The sequence below is a fragment of the Pseudomonas guariconensis genome (assembly GCF_015680235.1).
Lineage (GTDB): Bacteria > Pseudomonadota > Gammaproteobacteria > Pseudomonadales > Pseudomonadaceae > Aquipseudomonas > Aquipseudomonas guariconensis_A.
Genome location: NZ_JADLJL010000005.1, coordinates 16,154 through 29,498, shown reverse-complemented (window position 1 = coordinate 29,498; position 13,345 = coordinate 16,154). Strand labels below are relative to the sequence as shown.

Sequence of the window (13,345 nt, the reverse complement as noted above, 5' to 3'; positions counted from 1 at the left end):
AGGCCGCTCCTACAAGTGCCGCCGTACCACTGGCTGTAGGAGGATCCTGCACTTTCGTCGCCCGCTTCCAACGAGGCGAGCTCAGCGGTTGGTATAGCGCCCGTTATGGCCGTGGCCCGGCATCGCCTGGTTGCTGCGATGGGCAATCATCTGCTGGATATCGATCAGTTCGATGCCCTGGCTCCTGAGCCGGGGTATTTCCCGTGCCAGGACTTCCAGGGTCTGCGGGTAGGGATGCCCGATGAGCACGGCAGAACCCTGCTTGCGGGCCAGGGCGATGCCCTGTTGCAACTGGGTCGCGATCGCTTCGGTGGTGCGCACGTCATCCAGGAACACATCCCGGGAGACATGGGCCAAGCCCTGTTCCTGGGCCTTGGCCGCCGCCACGGTGGCCGCGCTGGTGCGGCTGTCGACGAAGAATAGGTGGCGCCGTTGCAACTCGCCCATCAGCCAGGCCATGGGCCCGGGCTGGGCGGTCATGCGGCTGCCCATGTGGTTGTTGATGCCGGCGGCGTAAGGCACCTTGGTCAAGGCGGCATCCAGGCGGCGGGCCAGCTCCTCGACAGGCGTGCCCGGCGTCCAGGCATAAGGGCCGGTGGCCGGATCCATGGGCATGTGCAGGATCACCGTGCGCCCGGCCTTGTGGGCCTGGCGAGCGAAGTCGGTGGCGTGGGGCGTATCGGGCATGATCGCCAGGGTGATCGGGCCCGGCAGGGCCAGGGTGCGGCTATCGCGCTCGCTGTTCTGCCCCAGGTCGTCGATGACGATGCTCATGTACGCCTTGGCCGGCGCCGCATGGGCGGTGCCGGCCAGCAGGCAGAACAGCGCGAACAGCAGGTAGCGCATGGGCAGGGTCAGTCACCCTTGGTGATGTTCAGGCCCTTGAGCAGGCTCAGGGCCTGGCTGAGCTGGAAGTCGCCATCCTGCGGACGATCCTTGCGCTTGGCGCTACCGGTCGGGCGATCAGCGCCACCGTTGCCATTGCCCAGGTGGCCTTGCAGGTCGGCTTCCTTGAAGTTGTCGGTGTCCGCTTCGGCAGTGAGCTTGGCCGGGCGCACTTCGATGTCGGGGACGATGCCCTGGGCCTGGATCGAGCGGCCGTTAGGGGTGAAGTACAGTGCGGTGGTCAGCTTCAGGGCACGGTCGTTGTTCAACGGCAGCACGGTCTGTACCGAGCCCTTGCCGAAGCTGTCGGTGCCCATCAGCACGGCGCGCTTCTGGTCTTGCAGGGCGCCGGCGACGATCTCCGAGGCCGAGGCGCTGCCGCCGTTGATCAGCACCACCAGTGGCACGCCTTCGCTGGCATCGGCCGGGTCGGCCGAGAAGCGCAGCTCGGAGTTGGCGATGCGGCCTTTGGTGTAGACGATCAGGCCCTTGGTCAGGAAGTGGTCGGCCACTTCCACGGCCGACTGCAAGACGCCGCCAGGGTTGTTGCGCAGATCCAGGACCACGCCGCGCAGCTTCTTGCCGTTGTCCTTGCGCAGTTTGGCCAGGGCCTTGCCGACTTCTTCGCCGGTCTTGACCTGGAACTGAGTGATGCGGATGTAGCCGTAGTCGTTTTCCAGCAGCTGGCTCTTCACGCTCTTGACCTGGATCACCGCGCGGGCGAGGGTCACGTCGAACGGCGTGCCGCCGTCGCGCACCAGGGTCAGGGTGATCTTCTCACCGACTTTGCCGCGCATCTTGTCGACCGCCTCGGTCATGGTCTGGCCGCGGGTCGGGGCGCCGTTGATCTTGACGATCAGATCGCCCGCCTCGATGCCGGCGCGCGAGGCCGGGGTGTCGTCGATCGGCGATACCACCTTGACGAAGCCGTCCTCCATGCCCACTTCGATGCCCAGGCCGCCGAATTCGCCGCTGGTGCTTTCCTGCAGCTCCTGGAAGTCTTCGGGGCCGAGGTAGGCCGAGTGCGGGTCGAGGTTGCTGAGCATGCCCTTGATGGCGTTTTCCAGCAGGGTCTTGTCGTCCACCGGTTCGACATAGGCCGCCTTGATGCGGTCCATGACCTCGGCGAAGGTGCGTAGCTCATCCAGCGGCAGCGGCGCGTTGGCCGTCACCTCGGTGGCCGGGGCCGCGGCACGGCTGGCCGGCGTTGCCGGTGCCGGCTCGGCGGCGCAGGCCAAGGGCGCGCCGACCACCAGTGCGATGGTCAGGGCCAGCTGGGTGAGGCGAGGCGAGTGCAGCATGTCGAACGAACTCCTGATCCTGTTGGCGCTCCCGCGGGAGCATCGGCGCAGCGTTGGGGTGCGCTAGGCCGTAAACGTTTGAGGGGGCTAGCCCCGGCACCATTGCGCAGGGTCGGTCGGCCGGCCCTGCTGGCGAATGGCGAAGTACAGGCCCGAACTGTCCTGCCCACCGCTATCGCCGACGGTGGAGATGGCTTCGCCGGCCTTGACGATATCGCCGGCGCTCTTGAGCAGGCTCTGGTTGTGGCCGTACAGGCTCAGGTAACCATTACCATGGTCGAGAATGACCAGAAGTCCAGCGCCACGCAACCAGTCGGCGAACACCACGCGCCCGCCGTGCACGGCGCGTACCTGGGTGCCTGGGCTGGCGCCGATCATCACGCCGTCCCACTTGGCCCGGGCATCGCCACCGCGTGCATCGCCGAAGCGTGCCAGCAATCGACCATTGACCGGCCATGGAAGTTTTCCGCGAGCGGCAGAAAATGCACCGCCATAGTTCGCGCCGTCGCTGGAAACCAGTGGGCCCAGGGTGGTGCGGGCCTTTTTCGTGGGCGTTTCGGTGGCCGAGCGGGCGGCAAGGGCTTCCTGCTGGCGGCGTTTTTCCGCCTCGCGCTGGGCCAGCAGCGCCTTCTGGCGTGCCTCTTCGGCTTCGCGGGCCTGGCGGGCGAGGGTTTCCTCGATGGTCTTGAGCACCTTGGTCAGGTCGGCCTGGTCCTGCTGGCGAGCCTGCAGCTTCTGGTCGCGGGCTTTCATGTCGCCGTTGAGCTTGGCCAGGACCTGCCTGCGCTCGCTGCGCACGGCCTCCAGTTCCTGCCGGCGGCTGTCGAGGTTGCCACGCTGGGCCAACAGCTGCGCCTGCTGGCGGCTGATGTCCTGTTCGACGTTGGCCAGTTGGCGCAGGGTTTCGTTGAAGGCGCGCAATTGCTCCAGGCGCGCCTTGCTCAGGTAGTCGTAGTAGGTGAGGGTGCGGGCGAACTTCTCGGGGTTCTGCTGGTTGAGCAGCAGTTTGAGGTATTCCTCACGGCCGCTCTGGTACGCCGAGCGGGCTTGGATGGCGATCAGTCGCTGTTGTTCAACGCGGGCGCTCTGGAGTTTTTTTTTCTCGGTATCAAGGCGCTCCAGCTCGCCCTCGGTCTTTTTTAGTTCTTCTTGCAGCGCCTCCACCTGTTTTTCGAGATCGCCGATTTCGGTCTCGGTGGTCTTGAGGTCTTTCTGCACACCGGACTTCTCCTCTTGGAGCTTGCCCAGCATCTTTTTCAGCTCGGCGATGTCCTGGCGGGTGGCTTCCAGTTGTTGCTGGGTCTGCGCGCGCTCGTCGGCGAAGGCCGGGCTGAGCAGGCAGGACAGGGCGATGAGGATCAGGGCACGAAGCATGAGGTTGGGCGTACCAGGGATGGAGACTGGCCTAGTATGCCCGCCCGTGCCCGCAAAAAAAACGCCTCGCGGTATTTGCGGCGAGGCGTTTGTCTGGAAACCGTGCATAAGAGGCTGCTTTGCAGCCTGATCGCCGGCAAGCCGGCTCCCACGGGCACAGTGGGGTTTGCGAGAGTGGCGCGATTCCTGTGGGAGCCGGCTTGCCGGCGATCGGGCCGCACAGCGGCCCAATCAATGGCTCAGGCGTCGACCAGGATCGAGGTACCGGTCATTTGTGCAGGTTTTTCCAGGCCCAGCAGCTTGAGCATGGTCGGCGCCACGTCGGCCAGTACGCCGCCGTCGCGGACCTTGAGGGCGCGCTTGCCGACATAGATGAACGGCACGGGCTCGGTGGTATGGGCGGTGTGCGCCTGACCGGTGCATTCGTCTTCCATCTGCTCGACGTTACCGTGGTCGGCGGTGATCAACGCCTCGCCGCCGACCTTGTCCAGCGCCTCGACGATACGGCCGACGCAGCCGTCCAGGGCCTCGACGGCCTTGACCGCCGCCTCGAACACGCCGGTGTGGCCGACCATGTCGCCGTTGGCGTAGTTCACCACGATCACATCGTAGCGCTGCTGCTCGATGGCCTCGACGATGCGGTCGGTGACTTCCGGGGCGCTCATTTCCGGCTGCAGGTCGTAGGTGGCGACCTTCGGCGATGGGATCAGGATGCGCTCTTCGCCTTCGAACGGTTCTTCGCGCCCGCCGGAGAAGAAGAAGGTGACGTGGGCGTATTTCTCGGTCTCGGCGATGCGCAGCTGGGTCTTGCCGTGCTTGGCCAGGTATTCGCCGAGCACGTTGTCCAGGCTGGCCGGGGCGAACGCGGCCGGGGCCGGGATCTTGGCCGAGTACTGGGTCAGGCCGATGTAGGCGGCCAGTTTCGGCAGGCGGGCGCGGGGGAATTCGTTGAAGTCGGGCTCGACGAACACGCGGGACAGTTCGCGGGCGCGGTCGGCGCGGAAGTTCATGAAGATGACAGCGTCGCCATCCTCGACCTTGACCGCTTCGCCGATGCGCGTGGCTTTCACGAACTCGTCGCTTTCATCGCGGGCGTAGGCGGCTTCCAGGCCCGCCAGGGCCGAATCGGCGGTGTAGTCGGCGACGCTGTCGACGATCAGGTTGTAGGCGGCGGCGACGCGGTCCCAGCGGTTGTCGCGGTCCATCGCGTAGTAGCGGCCGATGAGGCTGGCGATGCGGCCCTTGCCCAGCTTGGCGAAGGTGGCGTCGAGCAGTTCGATGGACGACTGCGCGCTGCGTGGCGGGGTGTCGCGGCCATCGAGGAAGGCGTGCAGGTAGATTTTCTCGGCGCCACGTTGCGCGGCCAGCTCGGCCATGGCGATGAGGTGGTCCTGGTGGCTGTGCACGCCGCCGTCGGAAAGCAGGCCAAGGATATGCACCGCCTTGCCGGCGCCCACGGCGTTGTCCACCGCGCCGGTGAGGACCGGATTGTGGAAGAACTCGCCATCACGGATGGCCTTGGTCACCCGGGTGAAGTCCTGGTACACCACACGCCCTGCGCCGAGGTTCATGTGGCCGACTTCGGAGTTGCCCATCTGGCCGTCGGGCAGCCCGACATCCATGCCGGAACCGGAAATCAGGCCGTGGGGCTGGTTGGCCCGCAGGCGATCGTAGACCGGGGTATTGGCGGCGAAGATGGCATTGTACTCGGGGCTTTCGCTGTGCCCGAAACCATCCAGGATAATCAGGACCAAGGGTTTTGGCGTGTTTGTCATCAATCCTACTCACGGTTGCAAGATGATAAAGACACGCATTCTAGGGCAATTCGGCCAAGCGCGGCCAATTTCCTCCGGATGACCGGCCATCGCCCCGACAGGCTGCGGGTGTAGGTGTTTTCCCAGCGGGCCCGACGGGCTTTGGCCGGCATTGGGGGCTGTGTATACTGGCCGGCATTTTCAATGGCTTGGAACACCCTAAATGGTTGAGAACCTGATCCGATTCGCCACCGAACACTACATCTTGGTTGCGATCTTCGTTGTTCTACTGATTCTGCTGCTGGTCAACGAGATCCGCCGTGGCGGCCAGAGCCTGAGCAATGGCCAGCTGACCGCCCTGGTCAACGCCGACAAAGGCGTGGTGATCGACATCCGCCCAGGCAAGGAATACTCGGCAGGCCACATCGTCGGCGCCCTGAACATCCCGCAGGACAAACTGGTCAACCGTATGGCCGAGCTGGACAAGCACAAGGGCAAGACCCTGATCGTGGTGGACAGCATGGGCCAGCAGTCCGGCACTATCTGCCGCGAGCTGCTCAAGGCTGGTTACACTGCCGCCAAGCTCAGCGGTGGCGTTTCCAGCTGGAAAGCCGATAACCTGCCCCTGGTGAAGTGATCATGAAGCCTGTCATCGTCTACTCCAGCGACTATTGCCCTTATTGCATGCGCGCCAAGTACTTGCTCGAGAGCAAGGGGGTGTCCTTCGAGGAAATCAAGGTCGACGGCAAGCCTCAGGTGCGTGCCGAGATGAGCCAGAAGGCGGGCCGTACCTCGGTGCCGCAGATCTGGATCGGCACCACCCACGTTGGCGGTTGCGATGACCTTTATGCCCTGGAGCGCGCGGGCAAGCTCGACGCCCTGCTCGAGGCCTGAAGCACTTTCCCTTACATAACCATTAGGAAAAAGGATCTGCCATGACAGACCAGCAGAACAACGGCGCCGCCGAAGACAATTCCCCGCAATTCTCCCTGCAGCGCATCTATGTGCGCGACCTGTCGTTCGAAGCGCCGAAGAGCCCGCAGATCTTCCGCCAGCAGTGGGAGCCGAGCGTCTCGCTGGACCTGAACACCCGCCAGAAGGCCCTGGAAAGCGATTTCCACGAAGTGGTGCTGACCCTGTCGGTGACCGTCAAGAACGGGGAAGAAGTGGCGTTCATCGCCGAAGTGCAGCAGGCCGGTATCTTCCTGATCAAGAACCTCGACGCCGCTTCCATGAGCCACACCCTCGGCGCGTTCTGCCCGAACATCCTGTTCCCGTACGCCCGCGAAACTCTGGACAGCCTGGTGACCCGTGGTTCGTTCCCGGCCCTGATGCTGTCGCCGGTCAACTTCGATGCCCTGTACGCGCAAGAGATGCAGCGCATGCAGGAAGCTGGCGAAGCGCCGACCGTGCAGTGATCCTGCCGGTATGAAGAAAGCGCCTCTCGGGGCGCTTTTTTCATGGCCTTGTCGGGCCCGATCGCGGGACAAGCCCGCTCCCACAGAGGTGCATTGTTTTCTGCGCGACAGCGCAGCCCGAAGGGCTGGGTGATCTCCCACCGGGGCAACACTGGCTAGCTTAAGCAAGCCCTGTGGGAGCGGGCTTGTCCCGCGATGGGGCTGGTCAGGCGAACCCCTGCTGGCGCCACGCCTCGTACACCGTCACCGCCACGGTATTGGACAGATTAAGGCTGCGGCACCCCGGCCGCATCGGCAGGCGCAGGCGCTGTTCCGGCGGCAGGCTGTCCAGCACCTCAGCCGGCAGCCCGCGGCTCTCCGGGCCGAACAGGAAGGCGTCGCCCGGTTGGTAGGCCACTTCATGGAAGGGGTGCGAACCCTTGGTGGTGAAGGCGAACAGCCGCGGCTGGCCGAGGCTTTCCAGGCAGTCGGCCAGGTTCTGGTGGCGCTTGAGCGTGGCATACTCGTGGTAATCCAGCCCTGCCCGGCGCAGGCGCTTGTCATCCAGCTCGAAGCCTAGTGGCTCGATCAGGTGCAGGTCGCAGCCGCTGTTGGCGCACAGGCGGATGATGTTGCCGGTATTCGGCGGAATCTCTGGTTGAAAGAGGATGACGTGAAACATGCACGGCTCCAGGCGTGAAGATGACGAGCATTCTACCCTCGAACCGGACCTGCGTTCGAAGGCCTGGCCACGTGTGTTGTTGTCCTTGGCCATCGTCGGCCTGATGGTAGGGTTGATGATCGGCCGCCTGACCGCGCCCCAGGAACGGGTGCTGGAACAGGTGGATGTGGTACAGGATGGCCTGGACCTGTGGTTCGACGGTGAGCCCAGGCTGCATGGCGAGAATGTGCAAGGCACCGTGGCGCTGGTCTTCCAGGCCAAAGGCCGGGAGCAGCGCGGACAGTTGCAGGTACAGGGCAAGCCCGCAGGCTGGCGGTTGCGCCAGAGCGACGAGGGTTTGTTGCTGACCGTGGTCGCCGCGCGCCCCCTGCACGGCGAGTGGGCCGGTACAGAGGACGCTGGGCGCTGGCGGGTGCAGGTGAAACTGCACGAATAAAAGAGGGGATATCCCGGCCTGCCTGTACCGGGGTCCCCAAAACTGGAGGTATCTGTCTTACTGCAGATCGCGTGCCAGTTTTGCGAAGCCCCTGAAATACGGGTTCTAGAGCGGTTCTGTTGGGGTTTTCCAGATTTTTTGTGCCTTTGTGCGGTGCAGTTGGCACAGGATCGGTGCATGGAAACATTGGGGCTGCTATGCAGCCCCGGCAGGTTCAACGACGATCAATGTTCGTCGTTATCCTCCTCGTCCCCGCCATCGACATTCATCCCCAGCTCTTTGATCTTTCGCGTCAGGGTATTGCGGCCCCAGCCCAGTAGCACCGCCGCATCGCGTCGGCGCCCGGCGGTGTGCTTGAGGGCGGTCTCGATCATGATGCGTTCGAAGCTGGGCACGGCGCTGTCGAGCAGGTTCGACTGGCCGCGTGTCAGGGCCTGGTCGGCCCACTGGCGCAGGGCTTGTTCCCAGTTGGTCACCGGCGCCGCATCGTGCGGCAGGTTGAGCAGCTCCGGCGGCAAGTCGCCGATCAATACCTCGCGGCTGGAGGCCATGACGGTGATCCAGCGGCAGGTGTTCTCCAATTGGCGCACATTGCCCGGCCAGGGCAGGTTGCGCATGAACTCCTCGGTTTCCGGCTTGAGCAGCTTGGGTTCCACCGCCAGTTCCTTGGCCGCGCGGCCGAGGAAATGACGCGCCAGGGCAGGAATGTCCTCGCGCCGGTCGGCCAGGCGCGGGATATGGATGCGGATCACGTTCAGGCGGTGGAACAAGTCTTCGCGGAACTTGCCGGCCTGCACCAGCGACTCCAGGTTCTGGTGCGTGGCGGCGATGATGCGCACGTCGACCTTGACCGGTACATGGCCGCCAACCCGATAGAACTCGCCATCGGCCAACACCCGCAGCAGGCGCGTCTGGGTGTCGGCGGGCATGTCGCCGATCTCGTCGAGGAACAGCGTGCCGCCGTCGGCCTGCTCGAAGCGACCGCGACGCAGGTTGGCCGCGCCGGTGAAGGCACCTTTCTCGTGGCCGAACAATTCGGACTCCATCAGGTCCTTCGGGATCGCCGCCATGTTCAGTGCGATGAACGGCGATGCCGCGCGCGGGCTGTGGCGGTGCAGCGCATGGGCCACCAGCTCCTTGCCGGTGCCGGACTCGCCGTTGATCAGCACGGTGATGTTGGAGTGGCTGAGCCGGCCGATGGCACGGAACACCTCCTGCATCGCCGGCGCCTCGCCGATGATCTCCGGCGTGCGGGCCAGGCTTGTCGGCACGTCGAGCGCCTGTTGCTCCTGGGCGTGCTGGTTAGCGCGCTTGACCAGCGCGACGGCTTCGTCCACGTCGAATGGCTTGGGCAGGTATTCGAAGGCGCCGCCCTGGTAGGACGCCACGGCGCTGTCCAGGTCGGAATGGGCGGTCATGATGATGACCGGCAGGCGCGGGTGCTGTTCGCGGATCTGGGCGAGCAAGTCCAGCCCACTGGTGCCAGGCATACGGATATCGGAAATGATCACATCCGGTTGTTGCCGGGCCAGGCGGCCCATGACTCCGTCGGCGCTGTCGAAGCTCTGGGTGGTCATGCCTTCTTGTTGCAGGGCTTTTTCCAGTACCCAGCGGATGGAGCGGTCATCGTCGACGATCCAGACGGTTTCACTTCGGCTCATGAGGCGGTGGCTCCTTGTTCCAGGGGCAGGAAGATCGAGAAGGTGGTATGGCCAGGATGGCTGTCACATTCGATCAGGCCCTGGTGCTGGCTGATGATGTTCTGGGTGATGGCCAGGCCCAGCCCGGTACCGTCCGGGCGCCCACTGACCATCGGGTAGAAGAGGGTGTCTTGCAGCTCGGCGGGGATGCCCGGGCCGTTGTCGGTGATCTCGATCCGTGCGACCAGGCGATGGCGGATATGGCCGATGGTGAACTGGCGCACCGCACGGCTGCGCAGGGTGATGCGGCCTAGGCGCAGTTCGTTCTGCCCGCCGATCGCCTGCATGGCGTTGCGCACGATGTTGAGCACCGCCTGGATCATCTGTTCGCGATCGATCAGCACGTCCGGCAGGCTCGGGTCGTAGTCGCGCACCAATGTGATGCCACCCTGGCTTTCGGCCTCCACCAAGCTGCAGACGCGCTCCAGTACTTCATGGATATTGGTCATGGCCAGCGATGGCAGCTTGTTCGAGCCGAGCATGCGGTCGACCAGGTTTCGCAGGCGGTCGGCTTCCTCGATGATCACGTTGGTGTAATCGCGCAAATCGTCATGGGGCAGTTCGCGTGACAGCAGTTGCGCCGCGCCACGGATGCCGCCCAGCGGGTTCTTGATCTCGTGGGCCAGCCCGCGCACCAACATCTTGGTGGTCTCCTGCTTGCTCAGCTGGGCCTCTTCCTTGGTGATGCGCAACAGCCGGTCGCGCGGGTGGACCTCCAGCAGCAGCAAGGTCTGGCCCTGGTGCAGGATCGGCGTGACGGCATAGTCCACGGTAATGGCTTGGCCGGTCAGGGAGGTGAGCTGGGCTTCGCGCTTGGTGAACGGGTGCGCCTGCTCCACGGCCTGACGCAGGGAGTTGAGCGCTTCGGTCGATTCGGTGAACAACTCACTGATGAATTGCCCATGGCTGCGCTGCCCGCTGACCGCCAGCAGCATTTCCGCCGCCGGGTTCATGTACTCCAAGCGCAGTTCGGCATTGAGCAGAAGCGTGGCCGTGGTCAGGTTGTCCAGGAGCAGCCGGTGCTGTGCATCGCTGATAGTCATGGCGTCTTGGACCTCTATTTGGGCGCGTGTTGGCTCGTGGGTAGGCCCCGGCTGGGCTGGGGCGCGCGCGGGTGATCCTCTCGATGCAAAGGAAAATGCAAGAAACAAACCAAGGCTCCGAAAAGAAGCAGATTTACCGGATAAAGGCCTGGATTTGCGCGAAATCAGAACAAAAAGCCCTGGTTTATCGTTTCTTGTGACCTCTATTGGGATGCATCGCTGGGCATAGGACGCCGCGATGCACCAATATAGAGCATAGGGTGTTCAGCTGCGCTCGCACAGCTGCGCAGTGGCACGAACCAGGGCCAAATGGCGAGGGGTATCTTTCGAACGTTGGGCCAGGGCATCGGCCAATTGCTCGGCACACAGGGGCATGCGTTGCTGGTCGAAGCGCGCCAGGTCCTGGAGCAACTGGTCCTGCAGGTTATCCAGTTGCGGGCGAATTTCGCTGGCAAGGTCGCGGCGCTGGGTATCGGGCGCCTGGCGTTGTTGGTGCCATGTGTTGAGGTAGTGGTATTGCAGCAGCTTGTTGGCTTCGATCTGGTCGGCGAAGAAGGTTTCGGCGCGTTCGGCGTTCAGGTCATAGGTCAGCGCAGCCTGGCGCACGTTGGCCAGCACGTCCTGCTCGCGCTGCGGTGCGTGTACCGGTTGACGCGTGTCCCACTTGTGCAGGGCTACGGCCTCGGCGATGTCGAGTCGATGATCGATGGCGTCGATCAGGCGAGTCAGGGAGGAGGAGGCATCGAGGGTTGCCGCGCAACCTGTCAAGCTGATCGCGCCGGTCAGGGCGAGGAGGGGGATGAGGCGCATGTTGCTCTCCTGAAGTCGGGAGAACCGAGTGTGGCCAGTCGCTCAGGTGTGGCGGGTAGGGCCATTCCGAAATGCTTGAGTGTAAAAGCAGAAACGGCCTCCAAGGGAGGCCGTTCCGAGGGTGCAGCTTACATTACACGCTATAGTACAGGTCGTATTCCAGCGGGTGAACGAAGGTACGGACCTTGATTTCTTCTTCGGACTTCAGCTCGATGTAGGCATCGATGAAGTCGTCGGAGAACACGCCGCCCTTGGTCAGGAAGGCGCGGCCCTTGTCCAGCTCTTCCAGGGCTTCCTTCAGGCTGCCGCAAACCTGCGGGATTTCCTTGGCCTCTTCAGGCGGCAGGTCGTACAGGTTCTTGTCGGCGGCATCGCCTGGGTGGATCTTGTTCTGGATGCCGTCCAGACCGGCCATCAGCAGGGCGGCGAAGCACAGGTACGGGTTGGCCGCCGGGTCCGGGAAGCGCGCTTCGATACGGCGGGCTTTCGGGCTGGAAACGTACGGGATACGGATCGAGGCCGAACGGTTACGGGCCGAGTAGGCCAGCATGACCGGGGCTTCGAAGCCTGGCACCAGACGCTTGTAGGAGTTGGTGGCCGGGTTGGTGAAGCCGTTCAGTGCCTTGCCGTGCTTGATGATGCCGCCGATGAAGTACAGGGCGGTGTCGGACAGGCCGGCATAGCCTTCGCCGGAGAAGGTGTTCTTGCCGTCCTTGGAGATCGACATGTGAACGTGCATGCCCGAGCCGTTGTCGCCGTACAGCGGCTTAGGCATGAAGGTAGCGGTTTTGCCGTAGGCGTCAGCCACGTTGTGCACGCAGTACTTCAGGGTCTGGACTTCGTCAGCCTTGGTGACCAGGGTGTTGAACTTCACACCGATTTCGTTCTGGCCGGCAGTGGCCACTTCGTGGTGGTGAACTTCGATGACCAGGCCCATTTCTTCCATGGCGTTGCACATGGCAGTACGGATTTCGTGGTCGTGGTCGCACGGCGGAACCGGGAAGTAGCCGCCCTTGACGGCTGGGCGGTGGCCCTTGTTGCCGCCTTCGACGTCCTGGTCGGTCATCCAGGAACCTTGTTCGGAGTAGATCTTGAACATGGAGCCGGAGATGTCGGACTTGAACTTGACCTGGTCGAAGATGAAGAACTCAGGCTCCGGGCCGACGAACACGGTGTCGCCGATGCCGGTGGTCTTGAGGTATTCCTCGGCGCGCTTGGCGATGGCGCGTGGGTCGCGGTCGTAGCCTTGCATGGTGGACGGTTCGACCACGTCGCAGACCAGGATCAGGGTCGGCTCTTCGGTGAACGGGTCCAGGACGGCGGACGCGTCGTCCGGCATCAGGATCATGTCGGAGGCTTCGATGCCTTTCCAGCCTTCGATGGACGAGCCGTCGAACATTTTGCCGGCTTCGAAGAAGTCGTCTTCCAGCGCATCGCGAGCGGGCATGGTGACGTGGTGCTGTTTGCCTTTGGTGTCCGTGAAACGCAGATCAATCCACTTGACGTCATGATCTTTGATGAGTTGAACCGACTTCGACATGTTGTCCTCCGGATGGTCTAGGGCGCGGTGGGCCGCTGCCCTGGAAAAAGGGTGTCGCCGGGCGCGGATAGTCGGCCAAGCTTACCTGCCTCACAAGAGAGCAATTTGCATGCCAGTGCCCGAAAATGGCGAGGGTGAGATAAAAGGGGGCGTTGGCGGGCATTTTGTTCTAGGGGCGCCTTAGGAAATGCACTCATAAGATGCGTTATTTCGAGGTGACGCACCATTGTGGTGCGTGCTCGTCCCATCGCGGGGCAAGCCCGCTCCCACAAAGGCCGTTGTGCGCAATTCCTTGTGAGAGCGGGCTTGCCCCGCGATGGGGCCCGCGCAGGCAACATAAAATCAATGCCCTGATCAAAAGTTGCTCAAACCTTGAGCTATTTCCGCTATAATTCGCGCCCCTTATTTTCGGCAGGCCCTGCG

13 protein-coding genes are annotated in these 13,345 nt (G+C 63.6%); 4 read left to right on the top strand and 9 right to left on the bottom strand.

The window, feature by feature from the left end:
- Window positions 1-81: 81 nt before the first annotated feature.
- The 4 genes from IRZ56_RS05690 to gpmI form a co-directional block, all read right to left on the bottom strand.
- Window positions 82-846, bottom strand: a complete 765-nt coding sequence (locus tag IRZ56_RS05690) for a divergent polysaccharide deacetylase family protein (RefSeq protein WP_196144040.1) — start codon at window positions 844-846, stop codon at window positions 82-84.
- Between the two features lie 8 nt (window positions 847-854).
- Window positions 855-2,186 (bottom strand): S41 family peptidase, encoded by a 1,332-nt coding sequence (locus tag IRZ56_RS05685; protein ID WP_196144039.1) that lies wholly within the window; start codon window positions 2,184-2,186, stop codon window positions 855-857.
- 87 nt (window positions 2,187-2,273) lie between these two features.
- Window positions 2,274-3,560, bottom strand: coding sequence for a murein hydrolase activator EnvC family protein (locus tag IRZ56_RS05680; protein WP_196144038.1), 1,287 nt, complete (start codon window positions 3,558-3,560; stop codon window positions 2,274-2,276).
- A gap of 239 nt (window positions 3,561-3,799) precedes the next feature.
- Window positions 3,800-5,335: a 2,3-bisphosphoglycerate-independent phosphoglycerate mutase gene (gpmI, locus tag IRZ56_RS05675; RefSeq protein WP_196144037.1), complete on the bottom strand. Its 1,536-nt coding sequence runs from the start codon at window positions 5,333-5,335 to the stop codon at window positions 3,800-3,802.
- A gap of 202 nt (window positions 5,336-5,537) precedes the next feature.
- On the opposite strand from gpmI, the gene IRZ56_RS05670 reads away from it, so the two are divergent.
- Genes IRZ56_RS05670 through secB form a run of 3 tightly spaced genes read left to right on the top strand, consistent with a single transcriptional unit; the run spans window position 5,538 to window position 6,732 of the window.
- Complete coding sequence (locus IRZ56_RS05670; RefSeq protein WP_196144036.1) at window positions 5,538-5,951, top strand: rhodanese-like domain-containing protein; 414 nt, start codon at window positions 5,538-5,540, stop codon at window positions 5,949-5,951.
- A 2-nt stretch (window positions 5,952-5,953) separates the two neighbouring features.
- Window positions 5,954-6,208 carry a glutaredoxin 3 gene (grxC, locus tag IRZ56_RS05665; RefSeq protein ID WP_196144035.1) on the top strand — a complete coding sequence of 85 codons (255 nt, stop codon included), beginning with the start codon at window positions 5,954-5,956 and terminating at the stop codon, window positions 6,206-6,208.
- Window positions 6,209-6,249: 41 nt separating this feature from the next.
- Complete coding sequence (gene secB, locus IRZ56_RS05660) at window positions 6,250-6,732, top strand: protein-export chaperone SecB (protein ID WP_084853928.1); 483 nt, start codon at window positions 6,250-6,252, stop codon at window positions 6,730-6,732.
- Between the two features lie 205 nt (window positions 6,733-6,937).
- On the opposite strand, the gene trmL is transcribed toward secB, so the two are convergent.
- On the bottom strand, window positions 6,938-7,393 hold the full coding sequence (trmL, locus tag IRZ56_RS05655) for a tRNA (uridine(34)/cytosine(34)/5-carboxymethylaminomethyluridine(34)-2'-O)-methyltransferase TrmL (RefSeq protein WP_196144034.1): 456 nt from the start codon (window positions 7,391-7,393) through the stop codon (window positions 6,938-6,940).
- Between trmL and IRZ56_RS05650 the strand changes: the two genes are divergently transcribed.
- Window positions 7,392-7,829 carry a hypothetical protein gene (locus IRZ56_RS05650; RefSeq protein ID WP_196144033.1) on the top strand — a complete coding sequence of 146 codons (438 nt, stop codon included), beginning with the start codon at window positions 7,392-7,394 and terminating at the stop codon, window positions 7,827-7,829. The two genes, trmL and IRZ56_RS05650, sit on opposite strands and share 2 nt — an antisense overlap.
- A gap of 224 nt (window positions 7,830-8,053) precedes the next feature.
- Here IRZ56_RS05650 and ntrC read toward each other — a convergent pair whose 3' ends face one another.
- The 4 genes from ntrC to glnA form a co-directional block, all read right to left on the bottom strand.
- Entirely contained in the window at window positions 8,054-9,490 is a 1,437-nt protein-coding gene (gene ntrC, locus IRZ56_RS05645; protein WP_196144032.1) for a nitrogen regulation protein NR(I), read from the bottom strand.
- Window positions 9,487-10,572 (bottom strand): nitrogen regulation protein NR(II), encoded by a 1,086-nt coding sequence (gene glnL / locus IRZ56_RS05640; protein ID WP_196144031.1) that lies wholly within the window; start codon window positions 10,570-10,572, stop codon window positions 9,487-9,489. Before glnL ends, ntrC begins: the two co-directional genes overlap by 4 nt.
- Before the next feature lie 264 nt (window positions 10,573-10,836).
- A complete protein-coding gene (locus IRZ56_RS05635) occupies window positions 10,837-11,382 on the bottom strand; it encodes a chorismate mutase (RefSeq protein WP_196144030.1) in 546 nt (181 codons plus the stop codon).
- Window positions 11,383-11,515: 133 nt separating this feature from the next.
- Window positions 11,516-12,922, bottom strand: a complete 1,407-nt coding sequence (gene glnA, locus IRZ56_RS05630) for a glutamate--ammonia ligase (protein ID WP_084853940.1) — start codon at window positions 12,920-12,922, stop codon at window positions 11,516-11,518.
- Window positions 12,923-13,345: the final 423 nt, after the last annotated feature.

Excerpts from the sequence above, each read along its gene's own strand:
- IRZ56_RS05690 (WP_196144040.1), bottom strand. The coding sequence starts at position 846 with ATGCGCTACCTGCTGTTCGCGCTGTTCTGCCTGCTGGCCGGCACCGCC.
- IRZ56_RS05685 (WP_196144039.1), bottom strand. The coding sequence starts at position 2,186 with ATGCTGCACTCGCCTCGCCTCACCCAGCTGGCCCTGACCATCGCACTG.
- IRZ56_RS05680 (WP_196144038.1), bottom strand. The coding sequence starts at position 3,560 with ATGCTTCGTGCCCTGATCCTCATCGCCCTGTCCTGCCTGCTCAGCCCG.
- gpmI (WP_196144037.1), bottom strand. The coding sequence starts at position 5,335 with ATGACAAACACGCCAAAACCCTTGGTCCTGATTATCCTGGATGGTTTC.
- IRZ56_RS05670 (WP_196144036.1), top strand. The coding sequence starts at position 5,538 with ATGGTTGAGAACCTGATCCGATTCGCCACCGAACACTACATCTTGGTT.
- grxC (WP_196144035.1), top strand. The coding sequence starts at position 5,954 with ATGAAGCCTGTCATCGTCTACTCCAGCGACTATTGCCCTTATTGCATG.
- secB (WP_084853928.1), top strand. The coding sequence starts at position 6,250 with ATGACAGACCAGCAGAACAACGGCGCCGCCGAAGACAATTCCCCGCAA.
- IRZ56_RS05650 (WP_196144033.1), top strand. The coding sequence starts at position 7,392 with ATGCACGGCTCCAGGCGTGAAGATGACGAGCATTCTACCCTCGAACCG.
- trmL (WP_196144034.1), bottom strand. The coding sequence starts at position 7,393 with ATGTTTCACGTCATCCTCTTTCAACCAGAGATTCCGCCGAATACCGGC.
- ntrC (WP_196144032.1), bottom strand. The coding sequence starts at position 9,490 with ATGAGCCGAAGTGAAACCGTCTGGATCGTCGACGATGACCGCTCCATC.
- glnL (WP_196144031.1), bottom strand. The coding sequence starts at position 10,572 with ATGACTATCAGCGATGCACAGCACCGGCTGCTCCTGGACAACCTGACC.
- IRZ56_RS05635 (WP_196144030.1), bottom strand. The coding sequence starts at position 11,382 with ATGCGCCTCATCCCCCTCCTCGCCCTGACCGGCGCGATCAGCTTGACA.
- glnA (WP_084853940.1), bottom strand. The coding sequence starts at position 12,922 with ATGTCGAAGTCGGTTCAACTCATCAAAGATCATGACGTCAAGTGGATT.